The following is a 26,016-nucleotide window of genomic DNA, read 5'->3' on the forward strand; positions in this document are numbered from 1 at the left end:
TTGCGGGGCTCAAGGCCGCTGCGCTCGTTTCGTTCACGGACGAGCACAGATCGAAAGGGGTAGACTGGAGCACGCCGCCGCGCCGCGCCAGGCGTAACGCCCCGGCGAGGCGAATCGAAGTCCCCGAGCGAAGCTGGGCTGAGTCATTGGGGCCTAGTGAATTGCGGCCGGCTGGTTTGGTATTCTTCCCTCCTCGAATCCTCACGGGCTCTCGATCATGAAGATCGCTCACCATGCGCTTGTGCTCAATCTCCACCAGCCACTCGGCAATCTCCAGGACCTCCTGGGGCATCGCGCCTGGGAGGCGAAGGAGATCCTCTTCGCCTTGGATCGGATCCCGAGAAGCCTCTGGGGGCATGAGGACTTGGCGCGGGTCCATCTCTCGCTCTCCGGGACCCTTTTGGAGACGCTCGCGGATCCGGGCTTTCAGCAGCAGGTCTACGGCATTGTCGATTGCGGCTCGCTGCTCTGGCACTTCCAGAACCAGGCCCTCTTCGAGATCGTCGGGACGGGCTACTATCATCCCGTGCTGCCGCTGATCCCGGAGGCCGATCGCAAGGAGCATCTGCAACGCTGGCTGGGGATCGCGCACCACCTCCTGTGGCGTCCCCGTTTCCAAGGCTTCTGGCCACCGGAGATGGGCTTCAGCATGGAGCTCATCCCGCTGTTGCGGGCCTTCGGCTATCGCTATGTCTTCGTCGACAGCGAGCATGTGGAGCCGGTCACCGAGATGAGCTGGCAGGAGCTTCGCTACCGGCCGCACATCGCGCGCCACGGCGGGCATGAGATCGTCGTCGTCGTCCGTGACCGCGAGCTTTCCGATGCGCAGGAATCCGGGATGGAGCTGGGCTGGCTCCTCAACGAGGTGGCGGAGCGGACCAAGTGGTGCGATTTCCCGCCCTTGGTCACGACCTGCACCGATGGTGAGAACGGCGGCTGGTTTCGCAATGTCACCGAGGGTGCGAATTTCTGGAGCGCCTTCTATCTGCCGCTGCTCGAGCACGCGCGCAGCGACGAGGCCAGCCTGCGCCCGACATTCGTGCACGACTACCTCGACGCCTATGGCGCCCATGGCGAGGTGCGTGTGCGCACCGGCGCCTGGAACACTGGTTGGCATCATGGACGCGACTTCACCCAGTGGACGGGATCCCAGCGGCAGTGCGATACGCTCGCGGCCTTTGCAGAGCTGAGCAAGGAGGTCCACGATGCGCGTTGGCTGGCCGGCGAGCGCGGCGTGACCGAAGACGGCGAGGCGGAGGCGATCGAATTCGCGCTTTGGCACCTTTTGATGGCGGAAACCAGCTGCAATCTCTACTGGGGAGAGGCCTGGGTGCCGCGCGCCGAGGCCGAGCTGCAAGCGAGCCGCGATGACTTGGCCCGGGCGATCGCCCTCGGTCAGCCGAGTGCGGCGCCGGCGGAGGTGCGGGGGCAGGAGGAAGCGGCAGAAATCCTTTCGGCCGAGCCGGAAGCGGCGGCGGGCGAGGGTCGATCCGCTCCGATCGCTCAGGCAGAGACTCGGCCTGTGCCGCGGGAGAAGGATCGGCCAGGCCCGGCTCGCTCGTGAGCCCCGGCTCGATCGTCAGATCATGTCCCTTCACAATGTCCGTCCATCATTTCGTCCATCCATGATTTCGAGGAGCGCGCCGTGAGCTCAATGCCAGAGTACGTTGGAGAGGTTCCGAACATCTGCGGACAAGAGTCCGAGGTGGAGACGGTGGTCGCGCGCGGCCGCGACCGCGGGCTCTTCGCCGATACGGGTGGGATCGATTTCGGCGGTATCCGCAGTGCTTGCGCCATCGCTCTGCATCAGCATCAGCCGCTGATCCCGGCCGGTGGCGACGATCTCCATACCGCCGCCATGATCAGCAATCTCCAGTACATGATGGAGCATCAGGACATCGGCGATAACCACAATGCGCCCGCCTTCGTTTGGTGCTACAAGCGCATCGGAGAATTCGTGCCCGAGCTGGTGGGCGCGGGGAAGTCGCCGCGCTGCATGCTCGAATATTCCGGGACGCTGCTGCACGGCCTGCGCAAGATGGGCGAGCACCACGTCATCGACGCCCTCAAGAACGTCACCTGCAATCCAGATTATTCCTGGGCCGTCGAGTGGCTAGGGATGCCCTGGGGGCATGCGGTCGCGCCCTCGACGCCGGTTCAGGACTACCGGCTGCACGTGCGCGCTTTTCAGCACCATTTCGCGGCTATCTTCGGCTGGGAGGCTCTGGAGCGGGTGCGCGGCTTCTCGCCGTCCGAGATGGCGCTGCCGAACCACCCCGACGTTGCCTACGAATTCGTCAAGACATTGGTCGATTGCGGCTACCAATGGGTGCTGGTTCAGGAGCACACGGTGCAGCAGATCGGCAATGGCAGCCACCCGGAGCGTCCGCACCTCCCGCATCGGCTGGTCTGCACAAACTCGCAGGGAGAGACCGCGAGTATCATCGCCATCGTCAAGACACAGGGGTCGGATACCAAGCTGGTCGCCCAGATGCAGCCCTGGTACGAGGCGCAGAGTCTCGATCGGGTGGAGCTTGCGGGCAAGTCCATACCGCCGCTGGTGACCCAGATCGCGGATGGCGAGAACGGCGGGGTGATGATGAACGAGTTCCCGTCCAAATTCATGGAGGCGGTCAACGGCGCCAGTCACTCGCAGACCCCCTTGATGAACGTGAGCGAGTATCTCGAGCACCTCTTCGCGCTCGGGATTCGAGAGAGCGATCTCCCAGAGGTCCAGCCGCTCTTCCAGGACCGCATCTGGGCGCGCATGCAGCCTGGCGATGGTCCCGAGAAGCTGGCCAAGACCATCGAGGCGCTCAGGCAGGAAGATGGCCAGTTCCACATGGACGGCGGCAGCTGGACGAGCGACCTCTCTTGGGTGAAGGGCTACGACAATGTGCTCGGACCCATGGAGGAGGCGAGCGCACGCTTCGCCGAGCGGGTCCTGGGGTCGGGCGCCGCGACGGACGATCCACACTACCGCAACGCGCTGTTCCACCTCATGGCGTCGCAGACGAGCTGCTACCGTTACTGGGGCCAGGGACTTTGGACGGATTACGGACGTGAGATCTGCCGACGCGTGACCGACATCATTCGGCACGATTTCGATTGAGACCACGCTGTCGACGCCGGCTGGGAATCGACCGCTTTGCCCCAATCTTTACAATGGAATGATTAAGTCCAATTCTATTAACAATGTCAATGCTTGGAGACATTCATGAACATGCAGACCGCCCTTGGGAAGAAGGGGCTCGCCGAGCGAATCAAGGCCCTGATCGCGCTCTATGATCCGCGTATCTGGAAGGAGAAGGGTCTCTGGTGGACCGGCGGGCTCTTCGTCGTTACCTACATTATCGTCGTCATCATCCTCGGTGTCCTGTGGTCCCGCACGCCGGGGACCTTCGATGTCCGTGAGAAGGCGATGGAGCTGGCGGGTGATGACGAGTCGCGGCTGGTCGTTGGAAGCTATACAACCGCGGCCGCGATCGGCATCGCGGAGACGCTCCTCGATAAGCCGGGCGGGTATCTCAGCAACGATGTCTCTCCTCCGGGCATGTATCTCGACAACATCCCGAATTGGGAGTTCGGTGCTCTGACAGAGCTGCGTGACCTCGCCGACACCTTGCGCAACGACTTCAGTCGGGCTCAATCGCAGTCGATCGAGGACAAAGACCTGCAGATTGCCCAGCCTCAGTTCAACTACAACTCGGACTCCTGGATCCTGCCGTCGACGGAGTCGGAGTACCGCAAGGGCGTGAAGGCGCTCGAGCGCTACTTCGCCCGCCTCTCGGATGAAAATGAGCGCGATGCTCAGTTCTTTGCGCGGGCGGACAATCTCTCATCCTATCTAGAGCTGGTCGAGAAACGACTGGGCAATACGGCGCAACGGCTGTCATACGCCGTTGGGGGGCGCGATTTGAACACGGATCTTGCCGGGGATCCCAACGCTCGGCAGTCAACGCCAGCGCCGCAAGAGTCCAGCAATAAGACGCCCTGGATGCAGATCGACGATGTCTTCTTCGAGGCGCGGGGCTACACCTGGGCGCTTCTGCATACGCTCAGGGCGATGGAGATCGACTTCGGGCCTGTCCTCAAGGACAAGAATGCCCTGGTCTCGCTGAAGCAGATCATCAGGAAGCTGGAGGATACGCAGGACGCGATCTGGAGCCCGCTGATCTTGAACGGCACGGGCTTCGGACCCATGGCCAACCACTCGCTCGTGATGGCCTCCTACATCGCGCGGGCGAACGCGGCCGTGATCGATCTGCGCAAGCTCTTGCAGCAAGGGTAGGCGCGGCGCCTCCTGTGAGGCGAGCGTAAGAAAGTGGGGAGCATCGCGGTCGCGATGCTCCCTTTTTTTGGTGCCCTGCGATATGGGTCTTGGGACGCCGGTCTCAGTCGAGCGCCTAGGCCGTGGCGCCGATGATGCCCTGGGTCGTGAGGTAGTGAATGACCTCGTCAGCGAGCACACCTGGCGTCTTTTCGGACGCCTGCAGCACCAGCTCGGGCGCGGACGGTGCCTCGTAAGGGTCGTCGATTCCGGTGAAGTTCTTGATCTCGCCGGCGCGCGCCTTCTTGTACAAACCCTTGGGATCGCGGGTCTCGCACACATCCAGGGGGGTGTCGACGAAAATCTCGATGAACTCGCCCGCGTCCATGGTGCGGCGAACGCGGTCCCTGTCCTGCCGATAGGGACTGATGAAGGCCGTCAGCGCAATGATGCCGGCCTGCGAGAAGAGGTGAGCAACGGCGCCGATGCGCCGGATGTTCTCCTCGCGATCCATGGCGGTGAAGCCGAGTCCGAAGCGCTCGGCAAAGTCGTCGCCATGGGCTCCGCGCAGCATGCCAGGGCCGGCGTTGAGGGCGTGCCGCACATTGTCGCCGTCGAGCACGGCGCTGTGGACGCCCATCTGGTGCAGCTTGTGGTCCAGCGTGTTGGCAACCGTGCTCTTTCCGGACCCGCTCAGGCCGGTGAACCAGATGACGCAGCCCTTGTGGCCCTTCATCGACTCTCTGAGCGATCTGGATACCTGATGCTCGTGCCAGGTGACATTGGTGTCATTCGTCATCGCGAATCGTCTTCTCTTCCGTTGTTCGCCGGCCGTTTTTCCGGCGGTGTTACTATGAAAAGACGCCCGGGCCGAGTCTCCGGATCCACGGGCATCCATGACGAGCTTGCCAGACCCAAACCGCATGAGCGCTCGCCAAGCACCTCCAGAGCCGATCTTTCGGGCACGCGGCCTGACCAAGGTCTATGCGATGGGGGAGGTGAGCGTCCAAGCCCTGCGCGGGGTGGACGTCGACCTCTTTCCGGGGGAGCTGGTCGTGCTGCTCGGTCCCTCGGGCAGTGGCAAGTCTACACTGCTCAATATCCTGGGTGGTCTGGATTCGCCCTCCAGTGGCGAGGTCGTCTGTGCAGGACGCGACCTGGTCCGGATCGGAGAGCGCGAGCTCGCGCGCTTCCGCAGGGAGGTGGTGGGGTTCGTGTTTCAGTTCTACAACCTCATCCCCAGCCTGACGGCGCGCGAGAATGTCGCCATCGTGACCGAGATCGCCACTGATCCCATGGCACCCGAGGAGGCCTTGAGCCTGGTCGGCCTGGCCCAGCGCCTCGACCATTTTCCGGCGCAGCTCTCGGGCGGCGAGCAGCAGCGCGTCGCCATCGCGCGAGCGGTCGCCAAGCGTCCTCAGGTGCTGCTGTGCGACGAGCCGACGGGCGCCCTCGACTCGACCACGGGGGCCTTGGTGCTGGAGGTGCTGGACCGGGTCAACCGCGAGCTTCAAACGACCACGGCGGTGATCACCCACAACGCCGGAATTGCGGCCATGGCGGACCGCATCATCCGGATGAGCGACGGACGCATCCAATCGGTCGAGGCCAACCCGCGGCGGCGCCCGCCGAGCGAGATCCATTGGTGAGCGCCCTCACCCTCAAGCTGCTGCGCGAGACCTGGGGGATGCGTGGCCAGGCGCTGGCCATCGGCGTCGTCATCGCGGGCGGCGTGGCGACGCTCATCATGTCCTTGTCGACGCTCGACGCCCTGACGCTGACACGGGATGCCTTCTATCGGGACTACAGGCTCGCACACGTCTTCGCCACACTGAAGCGGGCGCCCGAGTCGCTCGCGGAGGCCATCCGCGCCATCCCGGGCGTGCAGTCGGTGGAGACGCGCGTGGTGGCGTCGGCGAGTCTGGACGTCGCCGGCTTCGAGGATCCGGCCACAGGTGTGCTGGTTTCCTTGCCGGATGGCCGCAATGCCGAGCACAACCGCCTCTACCTCAGCGAGGGCAGGCTACCGGAGCTGGGGCGCGATTCGGAGGTCGTGCTCGGTCAAGCCTTCGCGAGCGCGCACCATCTTCGACCGGGAGACAGCCTGGCCGCGGTCATCAATGGCCATCGCCAGCGGCTGGATGTCGTCGGCATCGCCATGTCGCCCGAGTACATCTACCAGATCAAACCGGGCGATCTCTTTCCGGACTTCGCGCGGCATGGCGTGCTCTGGATGAGCCGCACCTATCTGGCGAATGCCTACGACATGGACGGCGCTTTCAACGACGTGACGCTGCTGCTGACCCGCGATGCCCGCCCCGCCGACGTCATCGAGCGCTTGGACCTGCTGCTCGAGCGCTATGGTGGGCTGGGCGCGATCCCGCGCGCGGATCAGCTCTCGGAGCGGTATCTCAGCTCGGAGCTCGAGCAGTTGGAGGGCATGGCCAAGCTCATGCCGAGCATCTTCCTGGGCGTCGCCGCCTTCCTCTTGAACGTGGTGCTATCACGTCTGATCGGGACGCAGCGTGACCAGATCGCCATCCTCAAGGCGTTCGGCTACAGCCATTGGCAGATCGGCGCGCACTATGTGCAGTGGGTCCTGCTGATCCTGCTGGTCGGGCTCCTGCTGGGCGTCCTAGGCGGGCTCTGGCTCGGACTGCAGATGGCGGAGCTCTATCGCGAGTTCTTTCGTTTGCCCTACCTCAGCTTTCGGGTGCGCCCCCAGGTCGTCGGCATTGCCGTCTTCGTGACGCTGGCGGCCGGGCTGCTTGGCACCCTGTCGGCGGTGCGGCATGCGGTCGGACTGAGGCCCGCCGAGGCGATGCGGCCGGAGCCGCCGCCGAGCTTTCATCCCACCTTGGTCGAGCGCTGGGGACTTCAGAGCCTTCTCGCTCAGCCGGCCAGAATGGTGCTGCGCAACCTCGAGCGCCGCCCGGGCAAGGCGCTGCTGTCCATTCTGGGGATCGCCATGGCCTGCGCAGTCCTCATGGTCGGGCGTTTTCAGGAGGGTGCGCTCGACTACCTGGTCCAGGTCCAGTACGGACTGGCCCAGCGGGACGATCTCACCGTGACCTTCGTGGAGCCGACATCCAGACGCGCGCTCTTCGACCTCGGCGCCATGTCGGGAGTCGATCTGGTCGAGCCGTTTCGGCAGGTGGCGGTGCGCCTGCGTCATGGGAGCGCGAGCTATCGGACCGGCCTTCAAGGGCTGGAGCCTGGGGGCAGGCTCAGGCGGGTGCTCGACGACAGGCTCGCGGTGCGGCCGCTACCTCAGGCCGGCGTGGTCTTGAGCGACCATCTGGCGACCATGCTGAGGATTCGGCCTGGTCAGACGCTGAGGATAGATGTCTTGGAAGGGCGGCGAGCGCGCCTCGAGGCGCCGGTCGTCGGCGTGGTCCAAGACTTCACCGGCGTCTCGGCCTATATGGATCTCGGCGCCCTGAACCGATTGCTCGAGGAAGGCGATGCCATTTCGGGCGCCTTGCTCTCCGTCGCGCCCGAGGCGCGCGATGGCATCGTCGCCGCCTTGAAGGAGGCGCCGCGGGTCGCCGGTGTGACCGACCGCCTGACTGCCATTCAGAGCTTCACCGACTCCATGGCGGAGATCGTCCTGAGCTTTGCCCTGGTCGCCTCGCTGCTGGCCGCGAGCATCGCCTTCGGCGTCGTCTACAACAATGCCCGCATCGCGCTCACCGAGCGGGATCGCGAGCTGGCGACCTTGCGGGTGCTTGGCTTCAGTCTCGCGGAGATCGGCTTTATCCTACTTGGAGAGCTAGCCCTATTGACCCTGATCGCGATTCCCGTCGGCTATCTCGTCGGCGTCGGCTTGATCGCGCTCATCGTGCAGGGCCTGGATTCCGATCTCTACAGGATTCCAATGATTATCGAGCCACGCGTCTATGCCTTCTCAGGGACGGTGATTCTGGTCTCCGCCCTCGTTTCTGGTGCCTTGGTGGCGCGCCGGCTCCGCCGTCTGGACCTGGTCGCCGTGCTCAAGACCCGGGAATGAGTGTCGACGACGTCATGGAGCCTTGCGTCTTCGAGCTACTCCGGGGTGGGAGGTGATCTGAGATGGCTCGCCGCTACCCTGCGCTGGTGCGTCGTAGCTCGGCGCTGCTCGCCGTCTCCATGCTGATCGGGGCGGTCGTCTTGGGTTTTCGACCCACGCCGAGGCTAGTCGATACCGAGCCGGTCGCGCGCGGGCATCTCGCCGTCACGGTCGAGGCCGAGGGGCGCACCCGCGTCATCGACCGCTATCGGATCTCGGCGCCGATCGCCGGTGTCGTTCGCCGTCTGACCCTGGACGTGGGCGATGCCGTCGCGGCCGGCGATGTCGTTGCCGTGCTGGATGCCTTGGCAGCACCCGCGCTGGACAAGCGCAGTCGCCAGCAGGCGCAGGCGCGTGTCGCTGCCGCGGAGGCGGAGCTGGCCGCGACGCGCGAGGCCGTCAAGGCAGCGCAGGCGGCGGAGGCCTACGCCAGCAGCGAGCTGGCACGCCTCGACCCTCTGGGGCGGCAGGGCATGGTGTCGCGCACCGAGCTGGAGAAGGCGCGCTCGGACGCGCGGCGTGCGACGGCCGAGCTGGCCTCCGCGCGGTTCCGTGTCAGCACTGCGCAGCACGAGCTGGAATCGGCACGAACGCAGCTGACCTTCGCGGGTGAGCCCGACGGCGCCGGGGCAGGGGTCGTCGCGCTGAGAGCCCCGGTTGGTGGCCGCGTGCTCAGGCGCGAGCTGGAGAGCGCCCATGTCGCCCAGCCTGGCGATCCCATCCTGGAGATCGGTGATCCGGCACGACTCGAGGTCGAGGTCGACGTGCTTTCGGCCGATGCGGTGCGGATCGCGCCCGACATGCGGGTTTGGCTGGAGCGTTGGGGCGAGTCGGAGCCTCTCGAGGGGCGGGTCGAGCGGATCGAGCCGACCGCCTTTACCAAGATCTCCGCCTTGGGCGTGGAAGAGCAGCGTGTCTGGGTGATCGTCGGGATCCTCTCACCGCATGACCGCTGGGCGCGGCTCGGCGATGCCTACCGTGTCAACGCCAGGTTCGTGCTCTGGGAGGCGGACGACGTGCTCAAGGTGCCGACCAGCAGCCTCTTCCGTCACCGTGATGCCTGGGCTGTATTCGCTCTCGTCGATGGCCGCGCGCGACTCAGGCCGGTGCGTGTCGGACAGCGCGGGACCCTGTACTCGCAGGTGCTGGAGGGGGTCGTCCCGGAGGATCGCGTCATCGTGCACCCGGACCGCGAGATCTCGGATGGTGCTCGCGCTCGAGAGCGCGCCGCCCATTGAAGCCAGGTGTCTCGCGGCGGCCTAAGGCGTCTTCTTGGGCTGGCGCGCGAGCATGAGGCGCATGCGGTTTTGATCGATCGCGATGGTATCGCCATCGGCAAGCAATCTATTGTCGACGCGCGCGTCGTTCACATAGATGCCGTTGGTGCTCTTGAGGTCTTGGATGCGGAGGCCTTGCTCCGTTCGGACGAGCCGGGCGTGGTAGCGGCTGACCCTGAGGTCGCGGATGCAGAGGTCGTTGTCGCTGGCGCGGCCTATGGTGAGGGTGTCCTTGTCGATGGGGAGCTCGAGGTTGCGGTCGTACTCCAGGATGAGGCGGGAGATCCTCGTCCCTTGAGATTGCCCATCGGCGTCGTTGTCGGCGCGTTTGCGCGGCGCCTCCCATTGCAGGGCATTGAAGGTGGTCTGCACCAGCTCGGGCGTGATGCGGCGGATCTGGCCGAGACAGGCATTGAAGAGGACGAAGTCGCAGAGCGTATTGATGAGGCGAATGCTGCCGCCGGTCAGCATGTGGATGCGCGACATGGCGCGCTCGCTGAAGGGGTTGCGCTCCGCCTGGGCGACATAAAGGATCTGATAGTCGATGTAGGCGCTGGTCTCGGCCTGCGAGAGCGGCTTCAGGTAGGTCTGGAAGCGTACCAGGCGCTGCACGTCCTCGAGCTCGGAATGGGCCAGCGTGTGCTGGAAGCCGTCTTGGCCGATCAGCATGACGAGCAGGCGGCGCTTCGTCATGGGCCCTTCCGCCTCGTCCCGCTCGACGAGCTCGGGGAGCAGCTTCAAGATCCCGGGCTTGAGGTTCTGCGCCTCGTCGATCACCAGCACCAGGGGACGATCTGCCGTGCTCTCCGCGTCGACCATCTCCAGGAAGCTCTCGATCATCAGTCGTCTGTCGAGGCCCTCGGGGTCCAGGTCGAGGCCGTGGAGGAGGATCTGCAGGAAATCGTTCTCCGCCAGCATGGTGCGGTTGATCTTGACGACTCTGATGTCGTCCGAGAGACGCTCGACCGCATGGCTGACCAGTGTCGTTTTTCCCGAGCCGGGCGCGCCGTTGACGACGACGACACCGCCCTCGCTCCCTCCCAAGACTGCCTCGATCTGGCTGATGGCCTTGCTCAAGGCGTCGTTGAGGTAGGGCTCTTCGACGTCTGAGTTGTTGCGGAAGGGCGGAGCGCTCAGACCGTAGAAGTCGAGGTAGTTGAGCTTTCCAATCGAGGCGATGCGTGACTGGGTGGAAAGCTCGCTCTTAGCCATGACGGATGCCATTTTGTCGGTGCTACATCGATGTAGAGGCGTGGACCGAATTGTAGCAGGATGAAGGGTCTAGGCGAGATTTGTGGCGATGAAATGACAATTTGGCACGTCGAAAGTACGAAACTTGTGAGCCAGGAATCAACTTTGATTCCTTTCTCTTACTGGCCCCATTGACCTGGGCCTGTGGGCGCCTTGGCTGTCGACCGGCCGCCGCAACCATCCAGGTATTCGACTGGCTGACGCAAGGGTCGAGCCCGATCGCCATGGATCCGCAACAGGTATCTGTCATCCTGCAGGGTTTTCGAGGCCGTCGCGACGGACTGGAGGGCAGGGTGAAGGCTCGGTCCAAGACCTCGCTATCTGGACAGGATGCGGGTGAGCCATGTGTCGCGATCGCGACACATGGCTCTACGCGGGCTAGATGGAGATGCTCGGAGCTCGCTCATGAGCCTCGCGGTCTTGCCCCATGCGTACTGAATCGTACTGAGAGGCCTCAGGCCTAAGAGCCCCCGGGACCCATGTGGGCCGCCGTTCGGTCGAGACGATACGGCCCTTCATGCAGGCTGAGGGCTGCCTCAGCACGCGCCTTCGGCGCTCGGGCATCCCGAGCGCGGGCAGCCCGCCTGACCCGAGGTACGGCTGCATGAGCCCGTGCCGAGACAGCGCGCACAGCTCTCCAAGCAGAGTCGTTGGAGTCTCTTCTTCGTGCCGTTGTCCAAGCAGCGTAGGTCGGCGGCGCAGATGTGTCCCTGCTCCAGCAGCTTTCGGGCGAGATCCAGAGGAATCTCAACGCGTAAGGACGCTTGCTCGCTAGCCCCGGGGCCGCTGCCGCGTGCAAAATCCAGCCAGTCGTTGACCGCGTTTGCCATGGTTAAATTCCTCCTCAGCCAATGCTCGGTGGTGAAATAGATAATGATTCTCGATTGCGAATCAAGGGGGTGGCGGGCCTCTAGCACATGCGCGAGCTCGCAGGGGCCTTGCCTGCGAATCCGGGCGTTTGGGTCTCGGAAGTAAATCCAGCTGGGGAAGGGGGGGCGAGGATCGAGCCTTTTCGGCCCGACTTGATGGAGGCGCGGGCGGGATGGGTTTATGCTCGATGGGCGTCCGCCCCGTTGATGACGATCGAGCCAGACAGCTAGCCCGGGCGCGGTGGCCAGCGTCCGCAGCATGCGCAATCGGAGCACCATGACCGAATCCGACGAATTCATCCACCTCTCGGAGCGACTTCAAAACATCCTGCGTGCCTTCGTCCGGGAGTCGCGCATCCAGGAGCCGAGCGGAGGCATTGGTCTGGACACGCGACTGGAGTCGGATCTCGGCCTGGATAGTCTGAGTCGCTCCGAGCTGATCTCCAGGGTCGAGTCCGGATTGCGGGCGAGGCTGCCGGACGAGGCCCTGTTGGCCGCGACGCCCCGCGATCTGCTTGCCTTGCTCGGAGAGGAAAGTGCTGACCGCGCGATGCCTGCGGCGCGCCGAATCGACGCGGGTGCCGCCGTCGTTGGAGTCCCCTCAGGCGCGGCGACGCTACTGGACGTTCTGGCCTGGCACCGCGACCACCATGGCGGGCGCACCCACATCACCTATTACGACAGCCAGGATGCGGCGCATCCGATCAGCTACGCGGACTTGGCCTCGGGCGCCGCGCGCGTCGCCGAGCGGCTGCGGAGCGCCGGCCTCAAGTCCGGCGATCGGGTTGCGGTGATGCTGCCGACGAGCCCGGACTATTTCTTCAGCTTCTTCGGGATCCTGGTGGCCGGCGGGGTCCCGGTGCCCATCTATCCGCCGGCGCGGCCGCAGCAGCTCGAGGACCATCTGCGCCGACATGCCCGGATTCTCGAGAATGCCGGCGTCGTGCTGCTCGTCACCGTGCCCGAGGCGCGCTCGGTCGCGCACATCCTCAAGGCGCACGTGGGCTCACTCAAGGACCTGATGACCCTGGAGGCTATCCTGGACACGCCCGAGATCTCGGCCTGGGCGGAGCCGAGGGCCGACGACCTGGCCTTCCTCCAGTACACCTCGGGCAGCACCGGCAATCCCAAGGGCGTCATGCTCTCGCACGCCGATCTCTTGGCGAACATCCGTGCCATGGGCGAGGCCATCGCGATCGGCCCGGACGACGTCTTCGTCAGCTGGCTGCCCCTCTACCACGACATGGGGCTGATCGGGGCCTGGCTGGGGAGTCTCTACTTCGCGGTCCCTCTGATCTGTATGTCGCCGCTGGCCTTCCTGGCGCGCCCCAGGCGTTGGCTGCAGGCGATCCAGCATCACGGGGGAACCCTGTCGGCCGCTCCGAACTTCGCCTACGAGCTCTGTCTGACGCGCCTCTCCGACACCCAGCTCGAGGGTTTGGATCTGAGCAGCTGGCGGCGCGCCTTCAATGGTGCCGAGCCGGTAAGCGCGGAGACGCTGCGGCGCTTCAACGAGCGCTTCTCGGCCTATGGGCTGCGCCCCGACGCGCTCGCGCCCGTCTATGGTCTAGCCGAGGCGGCCGTGGGATTGGCCTTTCCGCCGCCGGATCGCGGACCGCGTATCGATTGCATCGACCGGGTGCGCTTCGCCAGCTCAGGCTATGCGCTGCCCGTCCCTTGCGAGGACCCGGACGCGACCGAGGTCGTCGCCTGCGGCCGGCCCTTGCCCGGCTATCGGGTGCGTGTGGTGCGTGCGGAAGGCGAGGTCCTGCCGGAGCGCCACGAGGGTCTGCTCCAGTTCCAGGGGCCATCGGCAACCCGTGGCTATTTCGACAATCCCGAGGCGACCGCTGCGCTGATCCGCGATGGCTGGCACGAGACGGGGGATCGTGCCTATCTCGCCGGCGGCGACATCCATCTCACGGGACGCGTCAAGGATCTGATCATCCGCGGTGGCCGCAACATCTATCCCTACGAGGTCGAGCAGGCCCTCGGTGAGCTGCCGGGAATTCGCAAGGGCTGTGTCGTCGCCTTCGCCGCCAAGGATCCCAAGCAGGGCAGCGAGCGGCTGGTGATCGTGGCCGAGTCCAAGGAGCGCGATCCGGCGCGCCGCACGGCCTTGGCCGAGCGGGCGCGCGAGTGCGCGAACGACATTCTCGGCTTGCCGCCGGACGAGATTGTGCTGGCCCCGCCGCGCGCCGTGCTCAAGACCTCTAGCGGCAAGCTGCGGCGTGTCGACACACGGGCGCGCTATCTCGAGGGAAAGCTGTTCCAGGGTCCCCCGAGGCCAGCGGTACAGCTCCTGCGGCTGGGGGCGACCGCCATCGTCACGCGCGCGCGACACTTCATGCGCCAACTGCCCGGCAGCCTCTATGCGCGCTATGCCTGGCTGGTCTTCTATCTGATCGCCCCGCCGTTTTGGATCCTGGTGATGCTGACACCCCGGCTGAGTTGGCGCTGGGCACTGGCGCGCACGGGCATCCGTCTCCTCGGCGGGCTGACGGGAGTCCGCCTGCGGGTGAGGGGGCAGGAGCGGCTGCCGCCGGCCGGGGCCCCGCTCGTGGTGGCCGCCAATCATCAGGGCTATCTGGATGCCCTGGCCTTGAGCGCGGCCATCGCGCGTCCGTTGGCCTTCGTCGCCAAGCGTGAGCTGATGGAGAGCGCCTTGGTCGGGCGTTTCCTTGCCCGCATGGGGACGCTCTTCGTCGAGCGCTTCGATCTCCACCGCAGTCAGGCAGAGTCCGCCCAGCTGAACGACGCACTCGGGCAGGGGCAGAGCCTCGCCTTCTTCCCCGAGGGCACCTTCCGCGAGCAGCCCGGATTGCTGCCCTTCCGCATGGGCGCCTTCGCGGCCGCCGCGCAGGCGTCAGCGCCTGTCCTGCCGGTGGTCATCAAGGGGACGCGCGAGATCATGCCGGGCGACAGCTTCAGACCCAGGCCCGGCAAGGTCGAGGTCGTCATTGGCTCGCCCATCGAGCCGCACGGCACGGACTGGCGGGCGGCCGCCGAGCTCAGGGACGCCGCTCGGGACCAGATCGCCGCCGAGCTGGCAGCCCACAGCTCCACCACCCCTTAGTCCATACTTGGAGCGAGGGCCTTTGGCGATGAGCCGAAGGGCCGCGGGCTGCGGTACCTCCAGGTATCGCACCTCAGAGGTCTAGACGCTGGGGGAATTCCGACCATGAAAGAGGCACGTTTCTATGACCGGCTGGACAAGGACCGTGTCCAGTGCCGTCTTTGTCCACACGACTGCGTGATTGCCGACGGCGCCCGCGGCGTCTGTGCCGTGCGCTACAACTCGGGCGGCACGCTCTACACCTTGGTGGCCGATCGCGTCATCTCACGCCACCTGGATCCCATCGAGAAGAAGCCGCTCTTCCACTTCTATCCCGGCTCGACGTCCTATTCCGTGGCCACCATCGGGTGCAATCTGCGCTGCAGCTTCTGCCAGAACTGGGAGATCAGTCAGTGGGCGCGAGAGCGCTTCCCGAAGCATGTCGAGCCGGTGAGCCGGGCGCCGGACGTGGCGGTACTCTGTCCGCGCTTGGCCGAACTGGGTGACGAGGTCCCAGGGGACCCAGTCACGCCGGCGCAGATCGTTCAGGGTGCGCGGGCGAGCGGTGCGAGGTCCATCGCCTACACCTACACCGAGCCCACCATCTTCTACGAGCTGGCCTATGAGACCGCCTGTCTCGCGAAGGAAGCCGGCCTTGCCAATGTTTTCATCAGCAACGGCTATATCAGCGAGGCCCCGCAGCGTGAGATCGCCTCCGTCTTGGACGCGGTCAATGTCGATCTGAAGTTCTTTCGCCAGGCCAGCTACAGCCACCTCAGCCGCATCAAGCTGCAGCCGGTGCTCGATGCCATCGTCCGCTATCACGAGCTCGGGGTCTGGCTGGAGGTGACGACCCTGGTGATTCCCGAGGTCAACGACTCCGATGAGGAGCTGCGCGACATCGCCGAGCTCATCTGCTCGCTTTCCCCGGATATCCCCTGGCACATCTCGCGCTTCCATGGGGCCTATGAGATGAGCAATGTCCCGCCGACGCCGGCCGCGACCCTCAAGCGCGCGGCCGAGATCGGGCAAGCGGCCGGGCTGAGATACATCTACCAGGGCAATTTCCACGGAGCGCACGGCGAGAGCACCTACTGCTACCACTGCGGCCATCTACTGATCCGCCGCTATGGCTTTCAGCTGATGTCCAACGTCGTGCGCAAAGGCGCCTGCCCGGAATGTGGCACGGTCGTCAGCGGCATCGGGCTCGGCTAGCGCGGTTGGCGCTTCTTCGAGGTCAAGAGCCGGCCGCTTGAGCCGCAAAGACACGAAGGACGCGAAAAAGAGTAGGGCATTGGTGGGGTAAGAGCGGCCAGCTCCCAGCTGTTGGTTTGACCTAGTTTGTGCGCATTGTGGCCTTTTCAGCCCAGCTGACCCTGCGCGAGCGCCACCGATTGGCGAACTGTCCGACTCTACAATATACGCGGCTGGCGGCTGGCGGCTGGCGGCTGGCGGCTGGCGGCTGGCGGCTGGCGGCTGGCGGCTGGCGGCTGGCGGCTGGTAGCTCTCTTCAGCCTCGAGACCTACATAAACGCTGGATCCGCTCGCCTTGAGCTCCGGCCTCTTCACCCGAGGGCAGGGGCGCGCTCGGGTCGCTCAGCCAGGCGAGGATGTCCCGGCGGACGCGCTCGCCTTGGCGGTCGCGCGGCAGGATGTGCCAACCTTGGGTGTAGAGGACGAGCCGCAGGCGTGACGGTGCGGCTGGCGCCCTTCGGATGAGGCGGCAGAATGCCTTTTTGGGGATGATCTCGTCGTGCTCGCCATAGAGCAGCAGGATGGGTACGCGATCGGCCAGGCCCGAGCGCTGGGCCGCGTCCATGAGCTCGGTGACGCCCCAGAGTGCATCCACCCGCGTCTCCTTGATGACCAGCGGATCCGCGCTCATGGCGCGAAGGAGCTCGGGATTGTCCGTCGGGCTGATATCCACGCTTTCGCCTGTCAGCTTGAGCCAAGGTAGCGTATGAACGGCGGTCTGGAGCGCGAGGCGCTGGTACCAAGGCATGGTGTCGCGCGACCAAACGGCGGGGGCGATGAGGATGAGGCCCGAGATCTCGAGCGGCGGGTCGGCCGCGGCGAGCATGGCGACCGCGCCGCCCATGCTTTCGCCGGCGACATAGACTGGTGTCTTCGGATGGCGCGCCTGCAGCAAGCCGACTAGCTCCCTGAGGTCCCGGGCCAGTCGCTCGCTGCCATGCCAGCGGCCGGCCTTGTCCGTCGCGCCGAAGCCGCGCTGGTCGGCGGCATAGGTGGTGATGTCGGCCGCCCGAAGCTCTTCGGCCAGTGGGGCGAAGGCATGGCCGTAGTCATTGAAGCCGTGGAGACCGAGCAGAATGGCCTTGGGCTCCCCGGGGCTGGCCCAGCGCCGCAAGGGCAGACGATAGCTGTCCGACATGACGGCGTGATCGGATGCGAGCATCGGCTCGCGGTCGAGCTGGCTGGGTGGGACGACCTCTGGTGACGCGCAGCCCGTCAGCAATGCCGCTGCGAGGAGCAGGTGTCTCATCAGAAGGGCTGTGCGCGCGTCGAGGAGGCAGGAATTCATGGTATCAGGCACCGCTTAGGTGCTCTCAGGGGCTCAGTCGAGGCGGGCTGCGCGCTTCGCATGCGCAGCCCGCCCGAAGGATTCCGTGGCGTAGCGCAGCACTTCCAGATCATCGGACCAGTCATCCATCGGCAGGCCGGCCTTGCGCTTCAGGTGGGCGAGAAAGTCGATGGGATTAGGCAGCTGCTCCCAAACCGCGGGAAGGAAGGTCCCCCGGTGCCGCTTGTCCTTGAGGATGAGACCATCCACGCCCGGGCGCAGCTGCGCGAGCAAGTCCGCCTCGGACGCGAAGGCGATCGGCTCCGGGACCGATAGGACGGACACCTTGATGGTCAGACGCGGGAGCTCGGACTCCGTCATCGGCGCAAAGCGCGGGTCCTGAAAGGCCGCTGCGAAGGCGTTGTGAGCCACGTCCTGAACGAGCGGGCAGTCGGCCTCAAGGGCGCCGATGCAGCCGCGCAGGTCGCCATCCATCTCGAGCGTGACGAAGGTGGCGCGCGGCTCGCGCAGCCGCTCCGGATAATCGGACGGGCTCGGCACCCAGGGCGAGCCCTGCTCCAAGGCCTTCGCGATAGACTCCGCCGCCACATCCAGGAGGATGGCGCGCTCCTCGCTGCTATAGCAGCCGGGGGACTCAGTAGAAGCCATAGGCACCATACCCCACGACCCGATCGCGTGGTCCGGCGGTGTCGCCCGAGCTGCGCAGGTCGAGCGTCTCGGCCCGCAGGCCGCGACGCTTCGCGGTCTCGAGCAGGCCCTTGACCGGGATGCGGCCACAGGCCTGCCGCTCCCCGATGTCTTCCGGCCGCAGGGCCTCAATGGCGCAGGAGGTGGCGGTATCGAGCCGTTGCGCCGTTTCGTAGCTCATGTAGTGACTGAGGTCGGAGCTGATGACGATGAGCGTCTCATCGCCACCCCAGAGCAGATCGAGCACTTCGGCGACATCTTCGGGGCGCGCATCGCCGACGACGAAGGGCGCGAGCGAGAACGCCCCCAGCTCCTTCTGCAGGAAGGGGAGCTGGACCTCGAGGCTATGCTCGAAGGCGTGCGCCTCTTCCATGATGCGAACGGCGGGATGGCCGAGCGCGCGCTCGATCGCGCCGCGGTCCAGCGCGACCTGCCCGAGGGGGGTCTCGAAGGCATGGGCATCGCTGGTCGCGAGGCCGCGCAGCGGGACCCGGTGCGAGGGGCCGAGCAGCACCACCTTGGTGATGCTGTCACCTGCGTCGGCGAGCGTCGCATAGGCCGTGGCCGCGATTGGCCCCGAGTAGACGTAGCCCGCATGCGGCACGATGATTGCCTTCGGCCGCGGCCGTGTCGACTTGGCTTCGGCCATGAAGTCATCGAGCATACGGCTGAGCGTCTCTGCGTCGCCGGGATAGAAGCGGTTGGCGACAGCGGGTTTTCTGACGAGAGACATGGGTCGACCTCCGCGTCGGTTTGTGCCATGGGTCGCGCGCGATGCGATGCGCGGCACGGTGATTGGGGACGGACGCCTCGCTTGGTCTTCTAGTCACATATTAGACGCTGTCAGCCGCCTTTCTGCTCCTCCTGCTGTGGCGAGAATTGCTCCAGCAGCTTGGCGCAGCCGGCGGCATCCTGCACCCACTCGATGCCCGTATCCACTGGCGCCGCGCGACTCTTGGCGCGTATCTTGGCGACGGTGGCCGCGATCATGTCGTCCCGAGCCGAGGCATCCAGGGCCCCTTGCGCATGGGCGGTATCGGCGGCCAGGCAGACGCCGGCCTGGGCGCCCATCAGCAGGCCCCCGGCCGCGCCCATGCCGGCGCCGACGCCGACCGCGAGGACACCGCCAACCGCAATGCCGATCAACAGGAAGACCAGCGCCATGGTGACTGCTCTCATAATTCCTCCGATCTCAATGCCTTCTTCGATCTCAATGACTTCTTCGATCTCATGACTTCTCCGAAATTCAGCTGGGCTTGGCTCAGGCTGCGAGCGTCCATGCTAAACCCTGTGCTCGTCGCAGTCTGCACCTGGGGAGCCGGGGATGCGCGAGCAGACCAGCGCAGTGATTTTCTCGCCGCGGAGCGTGCGCTCGCGCGGGGCGAAGACCTGGTGTTGGAGACTCTGCAGGCAGGGCTCGGGGACTATCCGCTCTTTCCCTACCTCGAATATCAGGCCATCACGCGGGACCTCGCTGCGGCCGCCGACGCGCGTATCGAGCGCTTCCTGAGGCGCTATCCGGACTCGCCCATGGCCGAGCGCCTAAGGGCGGCCTACTTGAAGCGGTTGGCCGGGCAGGGACGCTGGTCGGAGTATGTGCGTCTCTATCGCCCTGGGGCTTCCGTCGAGCGTCAATGCCTCTATCTGCGCGCCCTGATCGAGACGGGGAAGGCCGATCTCGCGCTGCCCGAGGTGGAGCCCATCTGGCTATCGGGCCAGTCGCGCCCGGGCGCCTGCGACCCCGTCTTCGAGGCTTGGCAGGACGCCGGACAGCTCACGCCGACGCTTGTCTGGGAGCGCCTGCGTCTCGCCATGGACACCGGCAGCTTGGGGCTCGCGCGCTATCTCGGGCGTCTTCTGCCCGACTCGGAGCAGCCTTGGCTCGCCCTCTGGATGGAGGTTCGCCGTGAGCCAGCGCGTCTCGTCGACGAAGATTTTTCCGGCAAGTCGCATCCCGTCCGCCCCGACATCCTGACGGACGGCATCGCCAGGCTTGCGGACCAATCGCCGGATGCGGCTCGGCGCGCGCTTCAGCGATACGCCGCCGAGATGGCGCCCGCCGAGCGAGCGTCCGATCATGCGCACGCCGCCGTCGCGAGGGCGCTCTTGGCTTCTGGCGACCGCGCCGGCTTCAGGGTTTGGGATGGACTCGAGCCGCGCGAGAGCAATCTGGGCGAGCAGGAGCGGCGGATTCGCAAGGCGATCGAGCTCGGGGCATGGGATTGGGCGGCGACCTGGATCCGCGCGATGCCCGATAGCCCGGCGAAGCGCGATCACTGGCTCTACTGGCTTGGCCGAGCGGAGGCCGAGCTCGGGCACATTGACGTAGCCGAGCGCATCTATGCGGAGGCGGCTCGTCAGCGCAGCTTTTGGGGCTTCATGGCGGCTGATCGCGTCGACCGTCCCTATCGGCTCGATCATGCCCCGACGCCGGCCGATCCCGACCGGATTCGCGAGATCGTTCGCGCGCCTGCCTTCGCTCGGATCCGCGAGCTCGACCGTCTTGGGCGCGACACCGACCTCCGCCGCGAATGGCGCAACCTGACCCAGGGTCTCGACCGAGGCGGCCTCATGGCGGCCGCCTATGTTGCCGATGCCTTCCGCTGGCACGATCAGGCCATCTTTACGCTCGCCAAGGCCAGCTATTGGGATGACCTGGAGCTGAGATTTCCGCTGGAGCATCAGGAGCTGGCGCGAGACATCGCTTGGCAGACGGGCATCGAAGCCGATTGGGTGATGGCCGTCTTGCGTCAGGAGAGTGTCTTCGCACGCAAGATCGCGTCGTCCGCGGGCGCCATCGGCTTGATGCAGCTGATGCCCGCGACGGCCGCCGAGGTCGCCGCGGGGCTCGGGCTGCCGAGGCCGTCGCGCTGGGATCTCTTCGATCCGGAGCTGAGCGTCACGCTCGGCGCCGCGTATCTCGCGCGGATGCGCGACCGCTTCGGGCATGCGGCCCTGGCGACGGCGGCTTATAACGCGGGGCCGCATCGGGTCGTGCGCTGGCGGCCGCGCGGCTGCGAAGCCGTCGATCTCTGGATTGCCGCCATCCCCTTCCCCGAGACCAGGCGTTACGTCGAGCGCGTGATGGCCTATCGCATCATCTATGCAGCCCGATTCGGCAGCGAGCCGCTGCGCTTGAGCGAGATCCTTCCCACTGTCAGCGGGGATGATGGCCTCGGCGAGCGGTCGACGCCCAAGGTTGCGGGCGGCGGCTGAGCCTTGGGCAGGGCTGTATGGCCTGGACTCCGCCATGCGGACCCTGGGCGGCTCGGTTCTAGAGTCTCAATGAGGGTTGGGTCTGGTATCATAAAGGGATTTTGTCTTGGCATCTTCTCATTGCCTTGCTTTTCTCGATAGGATCTTGGACGGCCAGGCTCGGTTGGATGATGCCGAGCGCCTCACGCTGGCCTCATGTGGATAACGCGCTCTATGCAACGGATGTTTCTCCGGCGATCCCGCGCCTCGATGTCGCTGCGCGCCGGCCTCGTCATGCTTTTCGCGCTCGGCTGCGGCTCTGGTGATGCGGCGGCCGAGACGCCGGCGGAGGCGATGGCTCGCGCCATCGCGCGGATGATGGAGAGCATGGGCTTCTCGGGCGCCGCCGGTTACGACGCACCCGCCTATCCCGATGCTGGCGCCATGCCCGGCTGGCCGGGACCCATGACGCCCTGGCCAGGTGGTGCGCTGCCGGATTCCGGGGTCTCTGACATGGCTGACTCGGCCGTGGATGGAATGACCCGCATGGGCCAGCAGATGATGCAGGGCATGCAAGGTCAGGCGCCTGGCATGCCTTGGGGGCAGACCTCACTGGGAGGCGTGTGGGAGGACAATCAAGGCGGGGTCCTCATCGTTCAGGGGAGGCGCTACCGGCTCTACTCGCAATGCAGGGGCTACATCGAGGGCGGCATCCGGCTCTCCGACAATCGCCTCGAGCTGAGCAACGACGAAGAGGGTGTGACGCAAGGCTTTGAGTACGCCTTGGACAAAGGACGCCTCGCACTGAGGAGCGACGACGGGCAGGTCTTCCTCTACCGCCGCCTGATCCTCGACCGGAAACCTTGACGCTGGCGAGGTCCCGGGCGTGTCAAGGCGCCGGATGGACGATCTCGATGCGCTCGCCATCCCGCAGCAGGGTCAGACGCACCATTTCGCCTCGCGCGACCGTGTAGAGGTGGCTGAAGACCCATTCCATGGTGGGATTCTTTTCGCCGTCGAGCTTCAAGATCTTGTCGCCGACCTGGAGGCCCATCTTCTCGCCGACCGAGTCGGGATCGACCGATAGGATGACAAGATCTTCTTGTCGGAAGGTGAAGCACCAGCGACACCTCTCTTCCGCCACCATGGGCTCCGGGAGCTCGGGGAAGGCAAAGGCGAACTCGCCCGCGCCCCAGGGCATGGTCCAATGGTTGTTTTCGTCGAGGCGGATGTATTTCTGCATGGCGACGAAATCGATGCGCCAATAGCGCTCCTCGCGGCGCATCAGATAGGGGTTGCAGACCCCAGGCTCAGGGTCGTACTGGACGACTGCCAGCCTGCCCCGTATTTGATAGCGCTCTCCTGTGCAGCGCCTGTGCTCGCGCGCAACATTGCGCATCTGCGCCTTGGTCACGACCCAATCCTTCAGCATCTCCTGCGAGTCATGGGTGTAGATGTCCAGATCCGGGCGCGCGTTGCCTTCCTCCATGGCTTGGATGTAGGCGTTGACCGTCTCGACGGGGTCGCCTTCCGCGCGCACGTCCGGCATGGGTGTAATGTCCTCCGCGCTGCCCGAAGGCGCGGGAGCGGTGATCTGGGCGCTCGCCGCGGCCGGCTCCTGGGCCAAGGCGGCTTTGAAGTCGATGTCTTTCGCGGCTTCCTGCGCACGCGTGACGATGCGCTCGCTCGCCGCGACGATGCCTTCGCCCACGCGTCCCTCGCGGAAGAAGGATGCCATCTGGGTCTCTTCGAGGAGATCTACGAAGGGCGCCGGGTAGATCGGCTCGAGTGCGCTGCCGACCTCGAGACGCACCTCGCGCCGATGCGGGCTGACCACGAGCAGCAGGCGCTTTCCCGGCTCGCAGACACCCTCGGTTTCGAGCTCCGAAAAGCGTTTCTCGGCGATCACGCTGGTGCTGACGGGAGATGAAGTGGTGAGGACCCGGTAGTCGATCCCGTAGTCCTCCAGCAGTGCGTGATGGTAGTCGACGACGTAGGCAGACTCGCTCTCGCCGAGCGCGCCTGCCTCGTCCATGATGAGCTGGATCTCGACGACAGGCGACTCCGTCAGCGCGAGCCTCAGGCTCTGCATGGCCAGTAGGAGCAAGCCCAGAGCGATGAAGAGACGGGCCTTGTCCACTAATCCGGGATTTCGATTGGCGCTCATATTCAAATGCCCCCGAGCCCAGCGAGCGCCGCACGCAGCTCGGTTGAGCTGTGGTCGCGTGCGCCGCCCGGCAAGCCGGATAAGCGAGATCTATGGGTGGAGGGCCGAGCCATCCTCTGAGTCTGATTCCAGCGCATGGCCTAGGTCAACTCCGGCCGATTCCTGGCCGGAAATCGCGCTCCCGAGGGCCCAGCCCGAATCGAGCATTCAGCCGTCAGCGATCAGCCTCCAGCAGACTGAAACCATGCATGTGTCGGATCTTCTGGCCGACCGGCAGCCCATCCGTTGGGTGAGTCGCAGAGCACCTGAAAGCAGCTCCCAGACGAAGCTTAACGCTGGCTGCTGGCTGCTGGTGGCTGGCAGCCATTCTTGGGGTCAACTGAGCCCGAGGTGTGCGGCGACCAGTATCAGAAGGACGCCGAAGGTGCGTTTGAGGATGGTGATCGGAAGACTGTGAGCCAGCCGAGCGCCAAGGGGGGCTGCGGGGATGCTGGCGATGAGAATGATGACGACCGCGGGCCAGTAGATGAACCCAGAGCTCAGCGGTGGAAGGTCGAGCTGCCCCCATCCCGCGATCGCGAAGCCGATGGCCCCGGCGACGGCTATGGGGAGTCCGCAGGCTGCCGAGGTCCCGACGGCCTGGCGCATGTCGATTCCATGGCTGCTCAAGAAGGGGACCGTCATGGTGCCGCCGCCGATCCCAACCAAGGCCGAGAGTAGCCCGATGCCGCCACCCGTCGCCGTGAGCTTCATGCTTCCGGGCAGCGCGGCACCTCTCGCGCCCGCGGGCTGACCGCTCAACAGCATCTTGATGCCCAGGGTTCCGAGAAAGACGGCGAACAGCCGTTTCAGCCAGAGATCCGGGATGTAGGAAACGATGGCGGCACCTAGCCATGCGCCGGCGACGATGCCTGGCGCCATCTTCAGCACGATGTCCCAACGGACGCTCCCGCGTCGCTGATGCGCCAAGGTCGAGGCGGCGCCGGTGCCGATGATGGTGGTCAGCGAGGTCCCCACGGCCAAATGAGGTATCCAGTCGCCCGACAGCTGAGCCTCGGCGAAGACGACGATAAGTGCTGGTACGATCACGGCGCCTCCGCCGACGCCAAGGAGACCGGCCAGGACGCCGGCCAGCGCGCCGATCGCAATGTATGCGGGGATCTCGAGCAGTGTCATCCCGGGCGCCGCCGCCAGCACCCAGGGGCCAGCCCGCGGGCGCGCCTTGCGGGCGGGCTCACTGCGGGCGGCTCAGCACTGCTCGAGCTCGGGCGAGGGGGACCGCGTCCTCTGCTGGGGGCTTCGGGGAGAGGTCGCGCTGGCCGAGATCGCGGTCAGCTCGGCTTCGAGGCCGAGAACCTTGGAGATCATGGCGGTGCGGCTCCTGACGTCGATCTTGCCGTAGATCCTGCGCAAATGGTCCTTCACCGTCTTCTCGTCGATGCTGAGCTCCGCGGCGATGTCGGCATTGGAGAGGCCGCGCATGACGCAGAGCGCGACTTCGACTTCGCGCCGCGAGAGTCTGCTGTGGACCAGGCGAGTCGCCAGTGCTTGGCGTCGTTGAATGGGCTCGACAGCAATGACGATGACTGGCGCGGCTTTCCCCTGCCCAATGCAGTGCGGGAGCGCCCGAGCCTCGCGGTCGATCCAGCTCAGCAGGCTGCGATCGCCGAGCGGGAGAATCCGAAGCCGGAAGACCCGATCGCCTTGGCTGCGCCAAACCGATTTGGATTCGGCCAAATAGCGGATGGCTTCCGGAGCGGCCTCCGACAGCAGCTCTTGGACGCTGTCATTGGCGTAGACCAGCTGGTTGTCGCCGGTCAGCGCGAGCAGGCCCGTCTGTGGGGCGGCCGAGTGCGAGTCGTTGGCCTCGTTGAAGACCATGGACATCGCGATATGCGGTGCGATTCCGCCGATGAGCTCGAGCTCGTGATCGGTGAAATCGCTCCGGCTCGCACGCCGATGCAGGCGTAAGAGCGCGATCGCGCCACCGCGCCAGCCGGCGACCACAGTCAAGGCATGCTCGAAGCCGAAGCGCGTGCGCGCGCGCTGCACGGTGAGTGCGGCGTCCGGATGGCGAGCAAGCACGCTCGAGAGCTTGCTCGGCTGGTTCAAGCGCGTGGGACAGCGCGTGCTCAAGGAGCAGGGATCTGTCGAGGCATGCTTCTGCAAATAGGCCCTGATGAGACCCGCGTCCTTGCCCGAGCACTTGCCTTGGGCGATCTCGTAGGTGGTCCGATCGATCTGATACAAGGCTCCGGCATCGAAGGGCACGAATTCCTGCAGGCTCGCCAGCACTCTGTCGGAGATAAGCTCCTCGCCCTGCAGCGCATAGAGTGAGTTGACGAGGCCAAGCACCTGCTGCTTGGAGGCATTCAAAGGGTCCTTCATGTTCCATGACCTATGGCGATACGGATGGGATTGCGTCCAAGGCGATGCTGAGGCTGTCGTCCGAGATGGGGCCTCGCGTCGTTTGAAGCGCGAAGGATGCGCCGTCGCGCTTCTTGGGGCGGATTGAGCGCGACGGCGACGTCAGCGATCGGCCGCAGCCGGGGGGCGAGCGTCTAGGCTGGGCGGCGCTTGCAGGCCAGTCGATGTCATCAGGCACGGCTCTGATGTGACTCCAGGATGTCGCTGGTCCGGGCTCGATGCGTCCTG

19 protein-coding genes are annotated in these 26,016 nt (G+C 65.6%); 10 read left to right on the top strand and 9 right to left on the bottom strand.

Annotated features, from left to right (window positions below):
* Window positions 1-217: 217 nt before the first annotated feature.
* The 3 genes from G3446_RS02080 to G3446_RS02090 all read left to right on the top strand — a co-directional run bounded on the left by G3446_RS02080 (window position 218) and on the right by G3446_RS02090 (window position 4,291).
* Window positions 218-1,564 carry a polysaccharide deacetylase family protein gene (locus G3446_RS02080; protein WP_164450739.1) on the top strand — a complete coding sequence of 449 codons (1,347 nt, stop codon included), beginning with the start codon at window positions 218-220 and terminating at the stop codon, window positions 1,562-1,564.
* Between the two features lie 81 nt (window positions 1,565-1,645).
* Window positions 1,646-3,112 (top strand): glycosyl hydrolase family 57, encoded by a 1,467-nt coding sequence (locus tag G3446_RS02085; protein WP_164450740.1) that lies wholly within the window; start codon window positions 1,646-1,648, stop codon window positions 3,110-3,112.
* Between the two features lie 111 nt (window positions 3,113-3,223).
* A complete protein-coding gene (locus G3446_RS02090; RefSeq protein ID WP_425338377.1) occupies window positions 3,224-4,291 on the top strand; it encodes a DUF2333 family protein in 1,068 nt (355 codons plus the stop codon).
* Between the two features lie 115 nt (window positions 4,292-4,406).
* On the opposite strand, the gene cysC is transcribed toward G3446_RS02090, so the two are convergent.
* Window positions 4,407-5,069, bottom strand: coding sequence for an adenylyl-sulfate kinase (gene cysC, locus G3446_RS02095; RefSeq protein ID WP_164450742.1), 663 nt, complete (start codon window positions 5,067-5,069; stop codon window positions 4,407-4,409).
* Window positions 5,070-5,166: 97 nt separating this feature from the next.
* On the opposite strand from cysC, the gene G3446_RS02100 reads away from it, so the two are divergent.
* From G3446_RS02100 to G3446_RS02110, 3 genes are all read left to right on the top strand, one after another.
* On the top strand, window positions 5,167-5,919 hold the full coding sequence (locus G3446_RS02100; protein ID WP_245232247.1) for an ABC transporter ATP-binding protein: 753 nt from the start codon (window positions 5,167-5,169) through the stop codon (window positions 5,917-5,919).
* Window positions 5,916-8,279 (top strand): FtsX-like permease family protein, encoded by a 2,364-nt coding sequence (locus G3446_RS02105; protein ID WP_164450743.1) that lies wholly within the window; start codon window positions 5,916-5,918, stop codon window positions 8,277-8,279. Before G3446_RS02100 ends, G3446_RS02105 begins: the two co-directional genes overlap by 4 nt.
* 62 nt (window positions 8,280-8,341) lie before the next feature.
* Entirely contained in the window at window positions 8,342-9,556 is a 1,215-nt protein-coding gene (locus G3446_RS02110) for an efflux RND transporter periplasmic adaptor subunit (protein WP_164450744.1), read from the top strand.
* Window positions 9,557-9,577: 21 nt separating this feature from the next.
* Here the strand turns inward: G3446_RS02110 and G3446_RS02115 are convergent, their stop codons facing one another.
* Window positions 9,578-10,807, bottom strand: coding sequence for an FHA domain-containing protein (locus G3446_RS02115; protein ID WP_164450745.1), 1,230 nt, complete (start codon window positions 10,805-10,807; stop codon window positions 9,578-9,580).
* A gap of 1,185 nt (window positions 10,808-11,992) precedes the next feature.
* On the opposite strand from G3446_RS02115, the gene G3446_RS02120 reads away from it, so the two are divergent.
* On the top strand, window positions 11,993-14,791 hold the full coding sequence (locus G3446_RS02120) for a 1-acylglycerol-3-phosphate O-acyltransferase (protein ID WP_164450746.1): 2,799 nt from the start codon (window positions 11,993-11,995) through the stop codon (window positions 14,789-14,791).
* Between the two features lie 105 nt (window positions 14,792-14,896).
* A complete protein-coding gene (gene amrS / locus G3446_RS02125) occupies window positions 14,897-15,985 on the top strand; it encodes an AmmeMemoRadiSam system radical SAM enzyme (protein ID WP_164450747.1) in 1,089 nt (362 codons plus the stop codon).
* A gap of 295 nt (window positions 15,986-16,280) precedes the next feature.
* On the opposite strand, the gene G3446_RS02130 is transcribed toward amrS, so the two are convergent.
* The 4 genes from G3446_RS02130 to G3446_RS02145 all read right to left on the bottom strand — a co-directional run bounded on the left by G3446_RS02130 (window position 16,281) and on the right by G3446_RS02145 (window position 19,178).
* Window positions 16,281-17,273 (bottom strand): alpha/beta hydrolase, encoded by a 993-nt coding sequence (locus tag G3446_RS02130; RefSeq protein ID WP_164450748.1) that lies wholly within the window; start codon window positions 17,271-17,273, stop codon window positions 16,281-16,283.
* Between the two features lie 72 nt (window positions 17,274-17,345).
* The gene (gene amrA, locus G3446_RS02135) at window positions 17,346-17,960 is read right to left on the bottom strand and encodes an AmmeMemoRadiSam system protein A (protein WP_342450009.1); all 615 of its coding nucleotides are present in this window, start codon (window positions 17,958-17,960) and stop codon (window positions 17,346-17,348) included.
* Entirely contained in the window at window positions 17,947-18,732 is a 786-nt protein-coding gene (gene amrB, locus G3446_RS02140; protein ID WP_164450750.1) for an AmmeMemoRadiSam system protein B, read from the bottom strand. Before amrB ends, amrA begins: the two co-directional genes overlap by 14 nt.
* A gap of 110 nt (window positions 18,733-18,842) precedes the next feature.
* Window positions 18,843-19,178 carry a hypothetical protein gene (locus G3446_RS02145; protein WP_164450751.1) on the bottom strand — a complete coding sequence of 112 codons (336 nt, stop codon included), beginning with the start codon at window positions 19,176-19,178 and terminating at the stop codon, window positions 18,843-18,845.
* A gap of 99 nt (window positions 19,179-19,277) precedes the next feature.
* Here G3446_RS02145 and G3446_RS02150 point away from each other — a divergent pair, with 99 nt between their 5' ends.
* Together G3446_RS02150 and G3446_RS02155 are read left to right on the top strand one after the other, a co-directional pair.
* Entirely contained in the window at window positions 19,278-21,215 is a 1,938-nt protein-coding gene (locus tag G3446_RS02150) for a transglycosylase SLT domain-containing protein (RefSeq protein WP_245232248.1), read from the top strand.
* 213 nt (window positions 21,216-21,428) lie between these two features.
* Entirely contained in the window at window positions 21,429-22,061 is a 633-nt protein-coding gene (locus G3446_RS02155) for a hypothetical protein (RefSeq protein WP_164450753.1), read from the top strand.
* A 22-nt stretch (window positions 22,062-22,083) separates the two neighbouring features.
* On the opposite strand, the gene G3446_RS02160 is transcribed toward G3446_RS02155, so the two are convergent.
* The 3 genes from G3446_RS02160 to G3446_RS02170 form a co-directional block, all read right to left on the bottom strand.
* Window positions 22,084-23,361, bottom strand: a complete 1,278-nt coding sequence (locus tag G3446_RS02160; RefSeq protein WP_164450754.1) for a TPM domain-containing protein — start codon at window positions 23,359-23,361, stop codon at window positions 22,084-22,086.
* Between the two features lie 375 nt (window positions 23,362-23,736).
* Window positions 23,737-24,537, bottom strand: coding sequence for a sulfite exporter TauE/SafE family protein (locus tag G3446_RS02165; protein ID WP_164450755.1), 801 nt, complete (start codon window positions 24,535-24,537; stop codon window positions 23,737-23,739).
* A gap of 72 nt (window positions 24,538-24,609) precedes the next feature.
* On the bottom strand, window positions 24,610-25,749 hold the full coding sequence (locus G3446_RS02170) for a helix-turn-helix transcriptional regulator (RefSeq protein WP_164450756.1): 1,140 nt from the start codon (window positions 25,747-25,749) through the stop codon (window positions 24,610-24,612).
* Window positions 25,750-26,016: the final 267 nt, after the last annotated feature.

Origin of the sequence: Thiorhodococcus minor, from assembly GCF_010820565.1 — a bacterium.
In the GTDB taxonomy this organism is placed as follows: Bacteria; Pseudomonadota; Gammaproteobacteria; order Chromatiales; family Chromatiaceae; genus Thiorhodococcus; species Thiorhodococcus minor.